The following is a 17547-nucleotide window of genomic DNA, read 5'->3' on the forward strand; positions in this document are numbered from 1 at the left end:
ACTCGCATGCTTTCATTTCATAAATGTGACGTGTGAGGGAGCCTTATGGCTGTTCAATGCACGGATAACCTTTTGCGGGTAAGCCCTTTGTCCTTCGTTTTGCTCCCCTTATCCCCTTCCGTTTCAACGCGCCTTTTAGGACCTTTTTAGGGCGCGGGACGTCAGGGGAGATGTCACCCGATTTTCGCAACAAGGGGTCGATGCGGGCATGAACCGTACCGATACAGGCGAAAAAGTAGGACCGCTCTTACATGAATCGATCAAGTGCCTGATTCGCCCGTCCCTTCATGCACCTACAGGCATAAAGTCAGCTTTTGGCCGACTAAATCGTGGGAAACGGCTGACTGCCTCAACCAACAGAATTGATCGACTATTTGCTCAGGGTCGCTGTCGAGGAACAGCCCCTCATCAGGTGGTCATGATCTACAAGGCTACGACGTACAGGAGTGCGTTGATCAGTGCAGTACGCCGGGCATTCATAGGCGAGGACAGGCGTCACTCCCTCACCGACCGAATGCCCGATTTTCACACTGACGGACGCTTGCTACCAGGCAATGCCTCCGGACAAATGATCGATTGCAGGAGATACGATGAAGTCCTCAAAACACCTGGATAACGCGCTCGAGGCTGCCGGTTGTATTGAAGAAAAACTCAAGGCTGCGGTAGAGGCATGGCGGGCCGACATTGACCGTTTCGCTTCAAGTTATGAACTGAAGGAGATCAATCACGAATTAAGGTTAACCATCAGGCAGAGAGAACATCAGCTTCATTCGTCCATTCATTCTCAGTGCAGCGAATTAACCTGTTTGATCAGAAACGTAAAATCCGATCTGGATATGATCAAGTTCAATAGACAGTTGTGGAGCGCCACCCTGCTGTATGGGGTCACGCCCTTCCTCATCATGACCGTTATGTTTGCATGGATAGATAAAGTCAAATAGAGCACAGCGCATTCACCGTGTCACTGGCAGGTTGGCGTTTGTGGTTCTCTCGTTGCTCGGCACGGTCTACGTGCTGATTCACAGCCATTCATATCCCGTACGCAGAGCACGCCTGCGTACGGGTGTGAGGTCTCTGCCGGCATTGTGCCCCTAACCCTCCGCTACAGACGTGCCAAAGATGGTAACAAGGCCTCAAAAGCGGATCCGATGTTTCGCTATTCAGTCGTCGAGGCTTTTAGCCAGACGGGCCACCAACGCCATGTGGCCATGGCTGTTGATCACGCAGTAGTCCGCCCTCTACCTCACGCCTCGGGTGAGGTATGCAGACTTCAGTATACTGAGAGGCCCCTTTATCCAAGTCAGTGGGTTGCAATGCCGAGCCGCAAAAGCAGATCACTCGCATCGTCTTATAGCTGGGCCTCGCAGGCCACAGCGGAGCGACGCACATGACAGCCACCCCCCTCATCGCTCGTGAGGTTTACCAGGTGCTCAAAGAGGTTGCTCTGGGTGTACGCGCCCTGCGTCGACTGAGCCCGCAGTCCTGGAGCGAGATCCATACCGGACCTATGCCCGTTGAGGTCGATGGCTGGACGCTTACGCTTTTCAATGACGGCGACATTCTGGATTACTGTGAAGACGCGACGTGCCCTGCTGGAAGAACAGGAACGCTTGAAGACTGGCAGCGTTACGGAACCAATCCAGTTGATCTACTGAGCGCTTGGGAACATCGGCAGTTGGAGCTCATGCTCGCCAATCTTTGAGACCCCATCACCCTTCTTCGCCATCCAAAATGCTACTGGTTAAAGCGCTAGCTCTTCCAGGCTGGAAGCCTGAGTATCAGACCTATGTAGTGCTTCCCTGAAGGATCACCTGTCAGAAAAAACGCCCGATCAAAAGGGAAAAGCACGCGCCAGTTGTGAGGAGGCCTCTTTCTCTAGGAGTGCGCCCAAATTCACTCAGCTTTCCAGCAGAGAGCAGATCATCTGCACGCGTCAAACGAAGTATATCCCTACAATCACCCGAGAAATGGCTGGCTATCTCAGTCAATGGGTTTGGCTCGACTATTAGATCGGGATGACGGCTGACAACAACCTCTTCCCAGGCGGTGTTGTCCTCGAGACCACCGTGTACTGACGGTTCATTGATTGGTTGATGGTACGCCCAGACTTTGCAAGTGTGAGCACGTCAATGGACTACTCTACAAAACCAAAGCCGCTGTCAATGGCTTAGGAGAGCGAAGTGAGAGATCCAGCATCAAAATATGATCTGACATCTACTGAAAATCTGTTGAATCGAAACATCTCAAATCAGGGCGATAAGTTAAACGCCTCGATCAGAGAGTTGCGTACGTCTATTAAAGAACAGAGCGAGAGCATAGCTACTCTCAGCAAACCCCTCATCGTTCAACGCCGTCAGTTTTGTAAGGAAATTGCCGAAGAAATCGCACTGAACAATCGTATAGAACGTGATAGGGCCAAAGAGCAACGGGCTGACAAAATCGGAAAATGGATGGTCATTCTGATGACCACGGTGATAATAATTCTAACTGTTTTTAAACTACACATTGAAAGCCTTTAAAATTTTGACAGTCCCTGCTGGCGCCAGGACCACCTGACATCAAGGTTTCAAAAACTCAACGTCAGTCGGCAAGCTTGTCTCTCTTGATCTGCGCTCACACCGCTCACACCGTACACAGCAGTGAGCATTTGTGGGACGCGGCAAGGACGCCGCCATGGCCCCCCCTTCCCCTCGAAGCCCTCATGTTAAAACAACGTTTCCATGAGGCACACCCTGTGACAGCACGTGCGATACAAGAACACTACACCCAGAACTGAGAACAGAGCCCCCTGCTCTCTGTACGACTGTGCGCGGCATACGTGTAGTTGCGTGCAATGAGATAGGCCATTTCCTACATTTTCACCGGAAGTGGCTGGCTATCTCACCCAGTGAGTTTGGATCGATGATTTGACCTGGTTAGCTGTCGTTGGCAGCACCTTCCCAAGTGGTCGTGATCTTCGAGGCCACGGTGTGCAGATAGCACATTGATCATCCCTAGTTCGCCCAGCATTCGGAAGTGCGAACAGTCGTCGACACCCTCGCCGATCGAATGCCCCAACCCCACCGTGACGGAGACCTACCGTCAGGTGGTGCCTCCTCGTCACGTCTGCATTGAGTAGGAGACACCATGAGTAGATCTATGGCTTTGTATAACGCGCTGTCAGCCATCAGCGTACCACCGGAAAAAGCCAAAGCTGTCGTAGAAGCTTGGGAGGCCGAAGTGCGAAACGTAGCAACGAAATCCGATTTGGTACGAGTGGAGAAGCAGTTGATCCAAAAAACCGTCGACCTGGGTCGAGAGCTGCGTGGCTCGAGCAAAGAGCTAGGCGACACGGTCAAAACCCATGGCGAGCAGATAAACGCGCTCAGCCAAGCGATTGTTACCCAGGGGATCGAGCTTCGCGCTGAGATCAAGGAGCAGGGCAACGATCTTCGTGCCTCAATAGAAAAGCAAGGCAACGATTTCTGGCTTGCGATGGAAAAACAAAGCAATGAGCTTCGCGCTGAAATCAAGGAGCAAAGCAATGAGCTTCGCACCGAAATCAAGGAGCAAGGCAGCGAGTTCCGACGTGCAATAGAAACACAAGGCTATGAATTCCGATTGTCGATGGAAAAGCAAGGCCATCAAACTGACACCGCAATCAAAGCACAGGAAACAGCACTAAACCAAATGGCTGTAAAGCTTGAAAATGCTCTTGAACAGCAAGGTATCAAACTAGAGGCGGCCATCAAAAGCGTCGAGTCAAAATTCAAATACGTGCACTGGCAGCTCAGCGTTATCGTCACTGCTGTCGTGGGTATAGGGATAAAAGTGGTTAATGATTTCCTCATTGGAAAATAGTTTCATGAGCCAAAGCTTTACTGCTCTACCGGCAGGTTTCGGCCTGTAGCTTAAACGCTTTAGACAGTGGGCACTGTCCCCGCCGTACTGATACACCACACTTTCTGCCCATGCGGGGAACACTCCCCGTCCGGGCGCAGTGTCTCTCCGTTTTGGGCTTTTCTGGAGAGACCTATGAAACTGGATTCACTCACACCGCAACAAGAAGCACTGCTCGACCTACCTGTCGTTTTCACGATTAAGGCTTGGAATGAAAGTGTTTACATAGCAAAGCCACTGAACATCGCCGAACAGGGCTGTCGCCTGACTGCAGTACTTCAGGCCATTCACGAAACCATCATCCAGGAGGCGTGGGACGATGAGCCTTTGTTCTTTGACTTCAGCCACGAATGCTTTCCCTCCACGGGTGAGCGATCAGATCGAGTCCTGTTGGATCTGCGCCTGGTCGTAGATCGGAAGGAAGATGAACTGCATGTGCTGACGCTCATGCTCAGGTATGAGGCCGAGGCACTTGAAAAACGGATTCCTGGAGAGCTCTTTGCTTTCGGTGAAATCGTCATGACCCAGGGCGTAGAGGCGCTTGCTCAACAAGGTCTGTTGGACATGGCGCATTTTCTGGACCGTCATCTCTGTGGTGATTGGGGAGAATTGCCTGGGGCGGACAGACTGAAAAACGAACGGGCGGTGCTGACCGGCGCCAGCTTGTTCTCGCAATACGACGTTGGCGTTGGAGCGGCGAAGGTGCTCTGGATCATCACCTCGGCAGACAGGCAATTCACCTACCTGCTCCTGCCCGTTGAACCCACCCTGCCCCAGTTTGACTGAGGCTAACTGACCGCCTACCCGCCTTTTCAGGCGAGTAGGCGGTTTTTTGCATTCCGAGGCGTGAGGATATTAGCTGGACGTTAGGTGAGGAGAACGAAAATTGCAGTTTGCATGACGTAAGCCTCCATAAGACGTGACTTGAAAAGCCGCTGACTGGCGGCGCGACGGGCCAGTGAAATCGACCCGTTGCTGCCGCATAACGGGCAGCCAGCTATGCTGGGTAACCCACTCACCCAAGGACATAGAATGCTCATTGTCTTCAGCGGCCTTCCAGGTACCGGAAAAACGACTATCGCAAGTGACCTTGCCACCAGAACAAGTGCTGTGTATCTGCGGATCGATACGATTGAGCAGGCTATTCGCGACTCTGGTGCTCTTGCACAAGATGTAGGACGGAGCGGTTACATGGTCGCCAATGAGCTTGCTCTGAGCAATCTTCGTTTTGGCAGCACGGTCATAGTTGACTGTGTTAACCCAGTGATCGAAAGCCGAAGGGCATGGAGCGATATCGCCACACGCGCTGGTGCTCCATTAGTGAACATCCAAGTGATCTGCTCCGATAAACATGAACATCAGCGCCGGGTAGAAACCAGAAAAATTGATATTCCTGGACTGACCCCACCAACCTGGCAGTCTGTACTGGATCATGAATATGAGGCTTGGGATACCGCTCCGTTTAATATAGACACCGCCCTGACCTCTCCGGCGCAGGCGGTGGCAATGATCACCGAACGTTTTTTATCTAAGGAGTAGCGCTAGCTAAACACCCAAGGTCGCAAAGTGTGTATCCATAGAGGTTTAAAACCGGCATCTCGATGCCGTGCTCAAAGCACTACGCAAGAGACTGCGCTGATCACTCGGAGCCCCCCATTACCAGATTTTCTCTATGGGTTGCTGTCGCTCCAGAGCGTGTAAAAATATCAAATTGCCAGCACATTGCTCAGTCTGTTCTGCATTTCCTCCAGGACGGCTTCATGCTCCCAGCGTCGACCCCGCCGTTCCGTGCTCGGTGTGCACTGCGGTTTCATTGCACAGCCCCGGCATTTCGAACTCCAGTAACGGTGCAGCTTCAGGCCTTTTTCAACGTTGCTATCGCGCCAAGTGAGTGCTTCTCCAGCCGGACAGATGTATTCGTTCTTGGTCGTGTCATAAGATGAAGGCATCGTTATTGAAGTGCCCGTCAGCGTCGGATTCGACGTTCGTTACCTGGCGAGCGACGATCAAATGGTGCTGAGTATCAACCGTTGCCGACTGGATGCGGTTGAGATAGCCGTAGATGCAGATCTTCAGCAGGATCGCGGGGTGGTAAGCAGGCCGACCAGAATCTGCCGGTATCGCACCTTCAAAACCCAGCTTGACCAGGTCGAGTTCGTCGACAAAGACGTCGACTACGCGCACCGGATTGGTATCCATGACGTAATCGTCGAGGCTCTCGGGAAGTAAGGTGCCTTGGCCTCGATGTTCACCTTGGATAAAGCGCTTCGTGGGCGATCCTTACGATGAAATCCTCAGAAAGCACACTCTGTGCCGAAAGCAGACTCTCAAGATATTGTTATGATCTTCAACATCCACCTAGCGGCCCATTAGCCACTCTTATTGCATGATTGCGCGAAGGCCAGGCTTGAAACCATTGGCCCTAGCTAGCCAAACCACGGACAGACCGAGCAGCGCCAATATCAGCAGTGTTGGGGGGAAAGAGCTCGGCCCCGCATGATCCAGCAACAAGCCTCCAGCGATGCCACCTCCGGCCACTGCCAGATTGAAGATAGTGACCAGCATCGACTGCGCCACATCGGCACCGTCACCGGCGGTATCGGCAATGGCCGTCTGTAGCAGCGTGGGAGCGCCACCGAACGTCAGCCCCCAGATCGCAACGCTGAGGAGCACAATGTTGGGAGAGCTGCTTGCCATTCCCAACACCAGCGCCGACATCGCGAAAACCGCCAGACTAAGAAGCGTCAACACACGCAACCCACGATCCACCCACATTCCTGTGACCCCAATACCGACGATAGAGGCGACACCGAATACCAGCAGCACGAGGTCTATTCGCTGACCAAGCCCGACGGAGTCCAAAAATGGCGCGATGTAGGTGTAAAGGATGTTGTGCGCAAGTATCCAGACAAAGATCACAAACAGTATCGAGCGCAGACCAGGGGTCAGTAGAATTCTGCAGATCGGCTGGCGCTGACGTTCAGTTTGTCCCGCGTAGTCAGGCACGCCAAACCGCACCCACACGAACAGCAGTAACGCGAGGGCCGACATGATCCAGAACACGCCACGCCAATCAAACAGAGTACCCAGCCAAGTGCCTAGGGGCACGCCGAGACACAAAGCAACGGGTTGACCAATGCCGACCACCGCCAAGGCCCGTCCCTGCAAATCATGGTGCACCATGCGTCGTGCATAACCGGCCAACAGTCCCCATATAACGCCCGCCGCCATTCCGGCAATGAACCGCGCGACCAGAGTCAGCACATAGTGGGAGGACAGTGCCGTTACGGTGTTAAACACCAGCAACCCGCCAATCGCCAGCAGGAACAACGGCCTCCTGCGCCATTTTCGCGTAGCAGCAACGACCGGAATCGCCGCCAGCACCGAGCCTAAGGCATAGAGCGTAACCAACTGACCCGCCATGGCCTGCGAGACGCCAAGCCCCTGCCCGATCAGAGGCAACAGGCCGGCTGGCATAGTTTCCGTCATGATGGTGATGAAGCCAGCCATCGTAAATGCCAACAGTCTCCACACAGGCAGCCTTTGCGCAGAAGACGTTTCATCGAGCCCTGTTGGTATCAATCCATTGTCGCCGTGTATGGTCATCGCTGTATCCCTGATAAAAAATACATTTCCTGTTTCCTGATCGACAGCCTGAGGTTAATTCAGGCCGCAACGGTGGTGCTTTTTTTGATCGTTCAAGGCCTCTTGCAAAATGAACAAAATTGCTTTGAGTTTTATCTGGAATGATCATTCCAGTTCTGGGCAAATAAATTCTGGTCTCTGTCAGACTTTCACTTGAAGCATTACAACACCCGGTCCTGCGTTACAGCGCATCTATCGCGATGTCTACCACATCTAGCAAGCGTTGCCGACGGTTCTGGTGAGCACTGCCTTTACTCAATACTCGCAGGCCCTGAATCGTGTTCACGATAAAGCGTGCGAGCGCGCGAGGCTTCTTGTGCGTGGGGATTTCCCCCTCTGCCTGACCACGGATGAGTGCACGTTCCAAAGCTTTCTCCAGACGCAGGAAGTTGCGGGAGACCAACTCGGCAATGGATTCGTCCTGGCCAGCCAGTTCAAGTGTGGCATTGGCGGCAAGGCAGCCGCGTTGCCTGGTATCACTGAGTTCATCATTCACGATCCTCATCAGTAGTTGCTGGATCAGCCCTTTGACCGGGCCCGATCCCTGAAGCAGCACTACGTTCGAGGCAGTCAGATCGTGATAACGGCGCAGTGCATGCTCGTACAATCCATGCTTGTTCTCAAAGGCGTTGTACAGGCTGCTTCGAGACAATCCGGTACCGTCGACCAGATCCTGTATCGAGGTGGCGCAATAGCCGAGCTGCCAAAAAACCTGCATGGCTGCGTCGACAATCTCGTCATGCTCAAATTCTCTGGTGCGCATCGGACTAACCTTTTTGGAATGACCATTCCAGAAAAGTACTGACTTCCTTCTCTCTCGTCAAGGGTGGGTTGACCTCACACCTTACTCCGCATCAATGGAGGACGCCGAGAGTACAAACCGACGGAGACCTGAAATCAACTCAGAAACGCCGACTGCAAATGTTGCGACTATTCGTTTTTACACAGCCTCGGTCAGAAGCTGCCATACCAAGCTGACCGTTCTTTCTGGATAGAAAACAGACCTGTTACACAGGGCACAACTGGCGGTTTCGGGTCAGCTCGCCCTCGAACCATTCAAGCTGCATGCATTGTGTTTCAAGGGCTTGAATCTGCGCCTTCAACGCCTGTTTTTTGGTCGCCAGTGCTTGTTGAGCGGTGCCCCAGGGAAAGCTCGCGGTCCACTGCTCCGGTATCAAGGCTTGCAATTCCTTGAGCTTGAAACCCAACTGTTGGGCGCACTTGATGAACCTCAGCAACTCGACACTTTGCTCATCGTAGAGGCGATAACGACCTTGGCGTCGCGCGACAGGTAGCAGGCCAATGGCCTCGTAATGGCGGATGGTTTTTACCGTCGTACCTGACAGTTGAGCCGCTTTACCGATGTACATGAACAGTCCATTGTGATGATGTGCAGAGCACCGAAATTACCTGAAAATCCGCTCCCTAGCGACGGGCAATGGCCCGTGCTTGCGCCAACCAGCGCTCCCGCTGCTCCGGCCGGGACTTGATCAGTGGACCGAAGGTAATGGCCTTCACGGGCTTGATGCCACAGAACTCCAGGGTGGTCTTGCGCATTTGATGCACGCCAGGCATGCGATAGACCCAGCGGTAATACCAAGGTGGCGTATCGAGGGTAACCAACAGTTCGGCGCTACGGCCCTTGAGCAGTTGCTCCGGGAACGGCGAATTCTGTCGGTATTTGAAGGCGAAGCCGGGTAGTAATACCCGATCCAGAAAGCCCTTCAAGAGTGCAGGGATTCCGCCCCACCAAATCGGGTAGATGAACACCAGGTGTTGCGCCCAGGCAATGTCGGCCTGGGCCTGCAAAAGATCTGGCTCTAGGGGTTGTGTCGGGTGATAGCCGTCGTGCAGCACCGGGTTGAAGCGTTGCTCGCCCAGCCGTAACAGGCGTACTTCGTGACCTGACTGGAAAGACGATTCAAGGTAAGCATCAGCTAGTGCCGAGCAGAAACTGTTGGCGGAAGGGTGGCCGAGAACGACCAGGGTGCGCTTGCTCATGTGGGGCTCCAGAAGGAATAAGCCCTCAGGGTAAAGTCTGCCCCAGGCAGGAGAGTCAAGCCTTCGATGTTGGAACTAAGAGCGTGCGCACGCTCATCGAGTCGCATCTTTGGCATTGCCTATAGCAACCCCGATACGACACCTCCAGAAGCATCGCGCTTCGCAATCCGCGGCGAGATTCACGAGGCCGTGGCGCCGAATGAGTTCGGCGTGCAGGAGATCGTCATGCCTGCCGGTCGCTGTGTCGTAATACGACACGTGGGGTCACCGGATCAGATCGGGGAAGCAATGGCAGAGAGCACTACAACGTATAGGAAATGCCGACTTGCACGGTTCGTGGCGCACCCGGATAGGCATAAACGTTGCCGAACGCGCCTTCTTCGTAGTCGCGATCAAACAGGTTTTTCACGTCGAGATTGAGCCGCACCTGGTCATTGATCTTGTAGAAGCTGAGCAAATCGACGACGGTGTAACTGCCCATCGCTACACGCTGTAACATCAGAATCAAGGGGCCCGAACCGGAGGGACATTCCGCTATGGACGATCTGGACAAAATAGCCCAATCCATTGCCCAGGTATGTTCATCTCACTTCCTCATCAACTTCCAGTACGAAGCAACCTTGTACTGGCGCAACGCTGTGGGGCTTCACCGCAGATAAAACGAGTGGACAAGAACGAGCATTGACAACAGCATTCACAACACAAGAGCACGGACCAATGTTATCCGCACAACAGGCTTGTACCATCCTGCTCGCCCTACATGACGGTACCCTCAGGGACAGAAAGCCCGAGCGCTTTGCCATTCAGTCTTGCGAGCTATCCACGAAGAGCGATTACTGGGTGTAGGTTTTCTGAAACGCTCAACGCTTTACTCCGCGAACAGCATTTCGACAACCCAGTAACAAATCATCCAAGAAGGGATTGATTTCCAGAGACTCTATGAGATCCAGCAACTCTTGGGCAGCAGTTCTGATCGGCCACCACTCGTCATGATCAAACATCAATCGATCATGACAGTGAAATGCAACCTCAGTAAGTCCGTTGCATAGCTTCCAGAGACGCTCCAGACATGTTCTGATCTGCTCTGGTAACACGCTCCCACAGGTTGAAAGAACCTCGTTCAATGGCAGCATCATTTCGGACCAGACTTCACATGCCGGACAGTCCGGGATTGCTCTCTGCTGCAGATCGGCGGTCAGCGCCAGGAATTCAAGGGCTGGGATTGCCTCACACAAAACAAGCACTCGCTCGTACTCGTCCTGACCATACCACTCCCACAGTGTTGTGGAGAAACCCATCATCAATCTCCAAAAACAATCAGGCCAAACTATTACCCGCCGCGAGCATACTCAACTCTATCAGCCCACTGTTACTTTGGTCGAACGGCAGCTATGGGCCGATTCAGTTGACACCATCCCTACACACGCCCCAAGCGCTACTGACAAAAACTGACGATCGTGTTTGTTACCCTTTGGCCCCCGAGGAAAAGGCCCCCTCAGATATTTATCAATGCCGTCAGAGAAGGACACTCTAATGACACGTGCCATTACTATTCTCACCGAGAATTTCTCGGATTGGGAAACAGCCCTGATCAACTCCACCGGTCGTGGCTACTACGGCTTCGATACACGCTTCGCGACCTCAGGGGGCACCCAAGTCACCTCCTCTGGTGGGATGATCGTCACCCCACACCTGGCGATCGAAGCCATACAGCTCGATGAGCTCGACCTGCTGATCATCTGTGGGGGTACCGTTTGGCAGACCGATCAGGCCCCGAATATCACGGACCTGGTTATCGCGGCCCATGAAAGAAACATCATCCTCGCCGGCATTTGCGACGGTACCCGTGTGTTAGCACAATCGGGCGTGCTCGATAACCTGCGCCACACCTCCAACTCGGCAGAGAACCTGTCGAAACTGAATTACGGTGGAGCGGCTTACTATCAGGATGTCCCCTATGCGATCGCCGATAAGCGCGTAATTACGGCGCCGGGTACCGCTCCGGTCAGTTTCATGGCTGAAATCTTATACACCTTGGGGATCGGTGACGAAAACCTCAAAGCCTACCTGGCAATGCACGCCGCCGAGCACCGCCGGCCCGCCTGGATATTGGGTACTTCAGTAGTAGGTGTCAGCTGATAACAGCGGCTCAAACGATAGAGGAACGCCTTGGAAGAGATCGTATTGGCCCATCCAAAATGGGTCTTGAGCAAGCGCGGCTAGGCACGTCCGCGCCGCTATAGTCGATTCTATTGCCGACCGTACTTCCAGGAGCTTTTCCCAGTGCCCGACATGCCGACCCATTTCGCTTACACAAAGCGCTTCAACGCCGTACTCGCCTACATTGATGCCAATCTCGAAGGTGACCTGTCGGTGAAGACGTTGAGCCATGTGGCGAACTTTTCGGCGTTTCACTTCCATCGACAATTCACCGCGTTCGTTGGCGTGCCCGTCTCACGTTATGTGCAACTGATGCGACTACGACGTGCGGCACATCGCCTGGCCGCCCTCGCTGATCACTCGGTACTGGACGCCGCACTCGGTGCCGGCTTTGAAAGTCCCGAGGCATTTTGCCGGGCGTTCAGACGGGCATTCGGTACGACGCCGAGTGCGTTCAGGAAGGAACCGAACTGGCAGGTCTGGAATGCGGTGTTCGCCATCCCTCACTTTTCCAGGACTATTGTCATGCAAATACGAATCGTAGATTTCCCTGAGGTCAAGGTAGCCGCGCTCGAGCACTGCGGACCACCCGGGCTCGTCAATGAGAGCGTGCGCAGGTTCATCGAGTGGCGTATGCAGAGCGGACAGTCGCCGGTGGCATCGAGTCGCAACTTTGGCATTCCCTATAACAACCCCGATACGACACCGCCAGAAGCATTCCGCTTCGCAATCTGCGGCGAGATTCACGAGGCCGTGGCACCAAATGAGTTCGGCGTGCACGAGATCGTCATTCCTGGCGGTCGCTGCGTCGTGGTGCGACACGTGGGGTCACCGGATCACATCGGTGAAACGATCTATCCGATTTACCGCGATTGGCTTCCTGCCAGTGGAGAGGAACTGCGTGACCAGCCGCTGTTCTTCAATTATCTGAGCATCTATCCCGAGACACCGCAGGATCAATGGCAAACAGATGTGTATGTTCCGCTGCAATAGCGGAGCAGGCAGAGCCTTCGACCCTGAACGGACATTGACGAGTGACCGTTCAGGGTCGACTTTTTCAACAGCATCGACCCGTTGCTGCCGGTCGCGAGGTTTCTGACCTCGTTTTTTCTTGCCCTCTGGTTCACTCCTCAATCTCGGGAAATCGAGGTTTTTTTCCTGACCGGACCTTAACATCGCTTGCATGGAGCAAGTAAATTCCTGCAATTCACTTGCTTTTTGCAAGCGAGACGACCAGCATGGCTTCTAAGTTCAACGCAGTCGCACCAGCGCGTTTCGTATCACACTGCTCAGAAGGGCCAATAACATGCTCGTTTTCGTCACTGGCGGCACCGGCCACGTCGGTTCGTACGTCATCCCCGACCTCATCGCAGCCGGCCACGAGGTCGTCGCTCTGGCGAGGTCAGACGCGTCCGCGGCAGCGGCGGCAGCGCTCGGCGCCAAGGTGCGTCGTGGAGATCTTGCCGACCTCAAAGGGCTCAAGGCGGCGGCGGTTGAGTCCGACGGCGTCATTCACCTCGGATACAGGGCCGAACTGCTTTCGTCCGGCGGGATCGCCGCCTTGGCCGAATCGGAACTCGCGACCGTCCTCACGTTCGGCGAGGCGCTGGCGGGCACGAATAAGCCACTGGTCGTTGCAGGCAGTATCGGCACGCCCATGAATGTGGGCAGGGCGGCGCCTATCGGCGCACCGGTCAGTCTGGGCCGCCCGGCGACCGAGGAGGATCCCGCTCTACCCAGCGGCCCGAACGATTCAGGCACTCTGTTGACACGCAATATCGTGGAAACCGCCGTCGTGGGCCTCGCCGAGCGAGGTGTCAGATCGTCGGTCGTGCGGATTCCCACACTCTTACACAGTGCGACCGGTCGCCTGCAGCTGATCACGCTCGCGAAAACAAAGGGTTTCGCCGGCTATCCGGGAGACGGCAAGAACCGCTGGCCCGCCGTGCACGTCCGCGATCTAGCCTCTCTGTTCCGCCTGGCGCTCGAGAAAGGGGCCGCAGGCAAAACCTGGCACGCGATCGGCGACGAGGGAATCCCGTTCCGCGAGATCACCGAGGCTATAGCCGCTCGCCTGGGAATACCCGCCGTGAGCATCCCCGCGGACGAGCTGATGCTGCCGGGCTACTTTGGGTTCCTGGCGGCAGTGGCCACGCTGGACCTCCCCGCGTCGAACGCCATCACCCGCCAGGCTCTTGGCTGGGACCCCGTTCAGCCCGGTCTGATCGAGGACCTGGACAACGGCCATTACTTTCCACCGACTGACTTGAGCTGACGGCGGGGCGCTGGATCGCCAATGCGCCCGGCACAGTCCCCTGACACCTTTTCTCGCACCCCATCACCCACGAGGAGCACGCATATGCGCGTTTTTGTCACTGGCGGCACCGGGCATTCCGGTCCGTACATCATCTCCGATCTTATCGCCGCCGGCCATGAGGTCACGGCCCTGGCTCGGTCCGACAAGGCCGCCGCGCAGGCGGCTGCGCTTGGCGCCAAGGTACATCGCGGCCATCTCGAGGATCTCGACGGGCTCAAGGAGGCGGCCGCTGCCTCGGACGGCGTCATCCACCTCGCGCACCGGCAGGACCTGATTCCAACCGGCGGAATCAACGCCGTTGCGGCCGCGGAGCTTGAGATCATGCTCGCCTATGGCCAAGCACTGGCCGGAAGCGGAAAGCCGTTGGTCGTGTCTGGAAGCGTCGGCTCGCCCGGCTGGGAGGGCCTGGGCCGGGCGGCCACCGAGGAGGATCCGCCCCTTCCCGGCGGCGATCCGTACAAGAATACCCTGCGGGTTCGGAACATCGTGGAAACCACGGTGATCGGTCTCGCCGAAAAGGGCATACGGTCTTCAATCGTGCGGATCCCTGAGATCATGCACAGCTCCACCGATAACGCCGGCTTCCTTCCGCTGTTGATCGGGCTGGCCAAGGAAAAGGGTGTCGTCGGCTACCCCGGAGACGGTGCCAACCGTTGGGGGGCCGTGCACGCCCGTGACCTCGCCAGCGTGTTTCGCCTGGCGCTGGAGAAAGGCGCCGCGGGCAGAAGCTGGCATGCAATCGCCGAAGTGGCTATCCCGTACCGCCAGATCGCCGAAGCCATTGCCAGCCGATTGAATCTGCCGGCCGTGCCTATTCCCGCGGACGTGCTGATGCTGCCTGGCTACTTCGGGTTCCTGGCGAATCTGGTCACGCTGGACACCCCGACATCGAACGCCATCACGCGCCAGGTTCTTGGTTGGGAACCGACCCAGCCCGGACTTTTCGCCGATCTTGATAACGGTCATTACTTCCCGGCCGTCTGATGAGGTGACGGCACACCGCCGGGCCGCACTGCGCCCGGCGGGTGGCCAAGCCGCGACGGCGTAACCCATCCAGAAAAGACGAAAAATACCTGATTTCAGAACGGAGACTGCACATGAGCACTATCAGCATCATCGGTTCGGGAGGCATGGCCACGGCGGTCGCCGGCCGTATTGCCAAGGCCGGACACACCGTCGAGGTATTCAGCCGCGATCCCGCCAAGGCACAGGCGCTTGCCGACAAGCTCGCCTCCGGAGCGATCACCGGGACTTACGGCGCCACTCCGGCGGGCGACATCGTCATTCTCGCCGTGCCGTACCCCAGTGCGGTGGCGGTACTGGCCGACTTTGGGAAATCGCTCGACGGTAAGGTGATCATCGATATCACCAACCCGGTCGCTCCCGATCTCTCGGGCCTCGTTACCCCCCACGGCAGTTCCGGTGCGCAGGAGATCGCCAAGGGCGCCCCCGCCAGCGCGCATGTCGTCAAGGCGTTCAATACCCTCTTCGGCCACGTACTTGCCAAGGGTGAACGCCTCGACGCGTTCATCGCGGCGGACGATGCGCACGCCAAGGCGCGGGTCTCGACGTTTCTCGAGAGTCTCGGGCTGCGTCCGTTGGATGTTGGCGGCCTGCAGATGGCCCAGACGCTCGAGGCGCTCGGCCTGATGATGATCGGCCTGGCCAAAAACGGCGCCGGCAGCTGGGACATCGCCATGAAAGTCGATATCGGCTGAATCACCGACACCCCGTCCTCACCAGCAGGTCCACAACGTGTCCGATGAGATCGGACACGTTCCCAGGTAAAAGGACATGGAGAGATTTCGATGAGCACACAAGGGAATGTCCAGACTGTGAAGAGTTTTTTTGCAGCCATGGGCCGCGGCGATAGGCCCGGTCTGCTGGCGTTGTCTGCCGAAGATATCGAGTGGATCATTCCGGGCCAGGACTGGCCGCTGGCCGGCACGCACCGCGGGCACCAGGGATTGGCGGATTTGCTTCAGAAGGCTTGCGAAATGGAGACTTCATTCCCGGAGCCCCCCGAATTTGTAGCGCAGGGAGACCGGGTTCTGATGGTCGGGTTCGCCAAGGGGAAAGTTAAGGCCACAAACCGGACGTTCGAGGACCATTTTGTCTTCGCCATGACTGTTCGCAATGGCAAAGTGGCAAACATCCGCGAATATATCGACACGCAAGCACTGGCACGCTCCTCCGAGATGGCGTGAGCTGTTGGCGCTGATTGAAAACTGACCCAGCCCATTCAAGAGAGACCGGGACCTACGGCTGAGCGGTCCAAACGGCCAGCTCATAGCCATCTGGATCAATGAAGTGGAACCTGCTTCCACCAGGGAACGAAAAGGTTTCGCGGGAAATAACAGCCCCCAAGGCTTTGAGCCGCTGCTGCGCCCCATCGAGATCATCCGAGTACAAAATGATCAAAGGGCCGCCGGGCCGAACGGGCTCTCCCGTAGTGAAGCCCCCCGTAAGGCGACCATCACTGAATTCTGTATAGGCAGGGCCGTAATCGACGAATGTCCAGCCGAACGCCTCGCCGTAGAAGGCTTTGCTACGGGCGATGTCGCCGACATTGAACTCAATGTTGTCGATCTGTCGGTCTTTACCACGAATGCTCATGGGTGCCTCCTTGGCTGATGTCGAAAGACGATAATAACGCATCGACCGTTGATGTGGCGTTGGAGGACAAGTCCGTTCGAGTCGCTCTCTACCGACCATGGCCACGAAGCCATGCTGGTCCGATCGAATGCAAACAGGTGGTCATGACCGCTATTGCGCTCAGGGCTGAACCTTGACTCCGCCCCAAGATTGACAAATCCGATCATCCAGAAGACCATCTGACTATGATCCATACACCCAGCATGAACATGATGTGCACCTTGATGACCGCTTCTGGCGGGCCATGAGGCTATGCGCGCTTAAAAAATGACGTAATTACCCCAAGGCCCCGCCAGAAAATGGACGGGGCTTTTTAGTTTTCCGTCCGCCTCTGGCTAACGGAGAATAAACATGTTCACGATCAGGCGAGCAACACAAAGCGACTCCCAAACAGCATTCGACATTCGCCTTCTAGCGATACGGCACCAATGCGTCGGCGCCTATACCACAGAGCAGATACTGGCCTGGACAGCAGGATCGCCTGAGAATGGGTATAGCGAACTGATGGAAAAGCACTTCTATCTGGGATGTATTCGGGGTACCCCCGTGGCGACAGGCATGCTTGATCTGGAGAAAAGTGAAATCGGCGCGATCTTTGTACTCCCAAGCTTTATGCAGCAGGGCATCGGCATGAAGGTCCTGGACCACCTTGAACACCTGGCTCGCGACTTGGGGCTGGAGAAAGTCAACCTGGACGCGACTTTGAACGCTGCAGAGTTTTACCGGCGATGCGGTTTCGTTGGTGATGCCCCTGCGATTTACCATTCACCCTCCGGGCTTCAACTGGCTTGTGTTCCTATGGTGAAAGAGCTGGTGTAAGTTTCGGAGTCGATCCGCCGCGCTTGGCATATCGTCCCGCCAACAACGATCCTGCACACAACGCCCCGCAG

At 55.7% G+C, this 17547-nt stretch carries 19 protein-coding genes and 3 pseudogenes; 14 read left to right on the forward strand and 8 right to left on the reverse strand.

Going from position 1 to position 17547, the window contains the following annotated elements:
• Positions 1-590 precede the first annotated feature (590 nt).
• From M5C01_RS31925 to M5C01_RS31950, 6 genes are all read left to right on the forward strand, one after another.
• A complete protein-coding gene (locus M5C01_RS31925) occupies positions 591-941 on the forward strand; it encodes a hypothetical protein (RefSeq protein ID WP_103499746.1) in 351 nt (116 codons plus the stop codon).
• 446 nt (positions 942-1387) lie between these two features.
• Positions 1388-1702 carry a hypothetical protein gene (locus tag M5C01_RS31930; RefSeq protein WP_103499745.1) on the forward strand — a complete coding sequence of 105 codons (315 nt, stop codon included), beginning with the start codon at positions 1388-1390 and terminating at the stop codon, positions 1700-1702.
• 478 nt (positions 1703-2180) lie between these two features.
• Positions 2181-2519: a hypothetical protein gene (locus M5C01_RS31935; RefSeq protein WP_152742331.1), complete on the forward strand. Its 339-nt coding sequence runs from the start codon at positions 2181-2183 to the stop codon at positions 2517-2519.
• Positions 2520-3126: 607 nt separating this feature from the next.
• The gene (locus tag M5C01_RS31940) at positions 3127-3840 is read left to right on the forward strand and encodes a hypothetical protein (protein WP_152742330.1); all 714 of its coding nucleotides are present in this window, start codon (positions 3127-3129) and stop codon (positions 3838-3840) included.
• A 174-nt stretch (positions 3841-4014) separates the two neighbouring features.
• The gene (locus M5C01_RS31945) at positions 4015-4665 is read left to right on the forward strand and encodes a hypothetical protein (RefSeq protein WP_248764458.1); all 651 of its coding nucleotides are present in this window, start codon (positions 4015-4017) and stop codon (positions 4663-4665) included.
• Between the two features lie 246 nt (positions 4666-4911).
• Positions 4912-5418 carry an AAA family ATPase gene (locus M5C01_RS31950; RefSeq protein ID WP_103497494.1) on the forward strand — a complete coding sequence of 169 codons (507 nt, stop codon included), beginning with the start codon at positions 4912-4914 and terminating at the stop codon, positions 5416-5418.
• Between the two features lie 188 nt (positions 5419-5606).
• Here the strand turns inward: M5C01_RS31950 and M5C01_RS31955 are convergent.
• The 5 genes and pseudogenes from M5C01_RS31955 to M5C01_RS31975 form a co-directional block, all read right to left on the reverse strand.
• Positions 5607-6138 (reverse strand): annotated as a pseudogene (locus M5C01_RS31955) (transposase); the annotation flags it as partial.
• 120 nt (positions 6139-6258) lie between these two features.
• Positions 6259-7485 carry an MFS transporter gene (locus M5C01_RS31960; protein WP_152742329.1) on the reverse strand — a complete coding sequence of 409 codons (1227 nt, stop codon included), beginning with the start codon at positions 7483-7485 and terminating at the stop codon, positions 6259-6261.
• 220 nt (positions 7486-7705) lie between these two features.
• Complete coding sequence (locus tag M5C01_RS31965) at positions 7706-8287, reverse strand: TetR/AcrR family transcriptional regulator (protein ID WP_152742328.1); 582 nt, start codon at positions 8285-8287, stop codon at positions 7706-7708.
• Positions 8288-8531: 244 nt separating this feature from the next.
• Entirely contained in the window at positions 8532-8894 is a 363-nt protein-coding gene (locus tag M5C01_RS31970) for a MerR family transcriptional regulator (RefSeq protein ID WP_152742327.1), read from the reverse strand.
• A 55-nt stretch (positions 8895-8949) separates the two neighbouring features.
• Positions 8950-9525 (reverse strand): NAD(P)H-dependent oxidoreductase, encoded by a 576-nt coding sequence (locus tag M5C01_RS31975; protein ID WP_152742326.1) that lies wholly within the window; start codon positions 9523-9525, stop codon positions 8950-8952.
• Between the two features lie 93 nt (positions 9526-9618).
• Between M5C01_RS31975 and M5C01_RS31980 the strand changes: the two are divergent.
• Positions 9619-9816: pseudogene (locus M5C01_RS31980) on the forward strand (GyrI-like domain-containing protein); the annotation flags it as partial.
• A 10-nt stretch (positions 9817-9826) separates the two neighbouring features.
• On the opposite strand, the pseudogene M5C01_RS31985 reads toward M5C01_RS31980, so the two are convergent.
• Both M5C01_RS31985 and M5C01_RS31990 read right to left on the reverse strand, forming a co-directional pair.
• Positions 9827-10009, reverse strand: a pseudogene (locus M5C01_RS31985) (hypothetical protein); the annotation flags it as partial.
• 376 nt (positions 10010-10385) lie between these two features.
• Complete coding sequence (locus M5C01_RS31990; protein ID WP_152742324.1) at positions 10386-10823, reverse strand: hypothetical protein; 438 nt, start codon at positions 10821-10823, stop codon at positions 10386-10388.
• 235 nt (positions 10824-11058) lie between these two features.
• Between M5C01_RS31990 and M5C01_RS31995 the strand changes: the two genes are divergently transcribed.
• The 6 genes from M5C01_RS31995 to M5C01_RS32020 all read left to right on the forward strand — a co-directional run bounded on the left by M5C01_RS31995 (position 11059) and on the right by M5C01_RS32020 (position 16209).
• Positions 11059-11664, forward strand: coding sequence for a DJ-1/PfpI family protein (locus M5C01_RS31995; RefSeq protein ID WP_103497507.1), 606 nt, complete (start codon positions 11059-11061; stop codon positions 11662-11664).
• Between the two features lie 144 nt (positions 11665-11808).
• Positions 11809-12678, forward strand: a complete 870-nt coding sequence (locus M5C01_RS32000; RefSeq protein ID WP_103497508.1) for an AraC family transcriptional regulator — start codon at positions 11809-11811, stop codon at positions 12676-12678.
• Between the two features lie 313 nt (positions 12679-12991).
• Positions 12992-13960 carry an SDR family oxidoreductase gene (locus M5C01_RS32005; protein WP_152742323.1) on the forward strand — a complete coding sequence of 323 codons (969 nt, stop codon included), beginning with the start codon at positions 12992-12994 and terminating at the stop codon, positions 13958-13960.
• An 84-nt stretch (positions 13961-14044) separates the two neighbouring features.
• Positions 14045-14986, forward strand: a complete 942-nt coding sequence (locus M5C01_RS32010) for an SDR family oxidoreductase (protein WP_152742322.1) — start codon at positions 14045-14047, stop codon at positions 14984-14986.
• Positions 14987-15099: 113 nt separating this feature from the next.
• Positions 15100-15720, forward strand: coding sequence for an NAD(P)-binding domain-containing protein (locus tag M5C01_RS32015; RefSeq protein WP_103497511.1), 621 nt, complete (start codon positions 15100-15102; stop codon positions 15718-15720).
• A gap of 90 nt (positions 15721-15810) precedes the next feature.
• A complete protein-coding gene (locus tag M5C01_RS32020; protein ID WP_152742321.1) occupies positions 15811-16209 on the forward strand; it encodes a nuclear transport factor 2 family protein in 399 nt (132 codons plus the stop codon).
• 52 nt (positions 16210-16261) lie between these two features.
• On the opposite strand, the gene M5C01_RS32025 is transcribed toward M5C01_RS32020, so the two are convergent.
• Entirely contained in the window at positions 16262-16618 is a 357-nt protein-coding gene (locus tag M5C01_RS32025; protein ID WP_103497513.1) for a VOC family protein, read from the reverse strand.
• A 390-nt stretch (positions 16619-17008) separates the two neighbouring features.
• Between M5C01_RS32025 and M5C01_RS32030 the strand changes: the two genes are divergently transcribed.
• Positions 17009-17476: a GNAT family N-acetyltransferase gene (locus tag M5C01_RS32030; RefSeq protein WP_103497514.1), complete on the forward strand. Its 468-nt coding sequence runs from the start codon at positions 17009-17011 to the stop codon at positions 17474-17476.
• The last annotated feature ends 71 nt before the right edge of the window (positions 17477-17547 follow it).

It is taken from the genome of Pseudomonas sp. MWU12-2319 (assembly GCF_023242525.1).
Classification (GTDB): Bacteria; Pseudomonadota; Gammaproteobacteria; order Pseudomonadales; family Pseudomonadaceae; genus Aquipseudomonas; species Aquipseudomonas gingeri_D.

Excerpts from the sequence above, each read along its gene's own strand:
- M5C01_RS31925 (WP_103499746.1), top strand. The coding sequence starts at position 591 with ATGAAGTCCTCAAAACACCTGGATAACGCGCTCGAGGCTGCCGGTTGT.
- M5C01_RS31930 (WP_103499745.1), top strand. The coding sequence starts at position 1,388 with ATGACAGCCACCCCCCTCATCGCTCGTGAGGTTTACCAGGTGCTCAAA.
- M5C01_RS31940 (WP_152742330.1), top strand. The coding sequence starts at position 3,127 with ATGAGTAGATCTATGGCTTTGTATAACGCGCTGTCAGCCATCAGCGTA.
- M5C01_RS31945 (WP_248764458.1), top strand. The coding sequence starts at position 4,015 with ATGAAACTGGATTCACTCACACCGCAACAAGAAGCACTGCTCGACCTA.
- M5C01_RS31950 (WP_103497494.1), top strand. The coding sequence starts at position 4,912 with ATGCTCATTGTCTTCAGCGGCCTTCCAGGTACCGGAAAAACGACTATC.
- M5C01_RS31960 (WP_152742329.1), bottom strand. The coding sequence starts at position 7,485 with ATGACCATACACGGCGACAATGGATTGATACCAACAGGGCTCGATGAA.
- M5C01_RS31965 (WP_152742328.1), bottom strand. The coding sequence starts at position 8,287 with ATGCGCACCAGAGAATTTGAGCATGACGAGATTGTCGACGCAGCCATG.
- M5C01_RS31970 (WP_152742327.1), bottom strand. The coding sequence starts at position 8,894 with ATGTACATCGGTAAAGCGGCTCAACTGTCAGGTACGACGGTAAAAACC.
- M5C01_RS31975 (WP_152742326.1), bottom strand. The coding sequence starts at position 9,525 with ATGAGCAAGCGCACCCTGGTCGTTCTCGGCCACCCTTCCGCCAACAGT.
- M5C01_RS31990 (WP_152742324.1), bottom strand. The coding sequence starts at position 10,823 with ATGGGTTTCTCCACAACACTGTGGGAGTGGTATGGTCAGGACGAGTAC.
- M5C01_RS31995 (WP_103497507.1), top strand. The coding sequence starts at position 11,059 with ATGACACGTGCCATTACTATTCTCACCGAGAATTTCTCGGATTGGGAA.
- M5C01_RS32005 (WP_152742323.1), top strand. The coding sequence starts at position 12,992 with ATGCTCGTTTTCGTCACTGGCGGCACCGGCCACGTCGGTTCGTACGTC.
- M5C01_RS32010 (WP_152742322.1), top strand. The coding sequence starts at position 14,045 with ATGCGCGTTTTTGTCACTGGCGGCACCGGGCATTCCGGTCCGTACATC.
- M5C01_RS32015 (WP_103497511.1), top strand. The coding sequence starts at position 15,100 with ATGAGCACTATCAGCATCATCGGTTCGGGAGGCATGGCCACGGCGGTC.
- M5C01_RS32020 (WP_152742321.1), top strand. The coding sequence starts at position 15,811 with ATGAGCACACAAGGGAATGTCCAGACTGTGAAGAGTTTTTTTGCAGCC.
- M5C01_RS32025 (WP_103497513.1), bottom strand. The coding sequence starts at position 16,618 with ATGAGCATTCGTGGTAAAGACCGACAGATCGACAACATTGAGTTCAAT.
- M5C01_RS32030 (WP_103497514.1), top strand. The coding sequence starts at position 17,009 with ATGTTCACGATCAGGCGAGCAACACAAAGCGACTCCCAAACAGCATTC.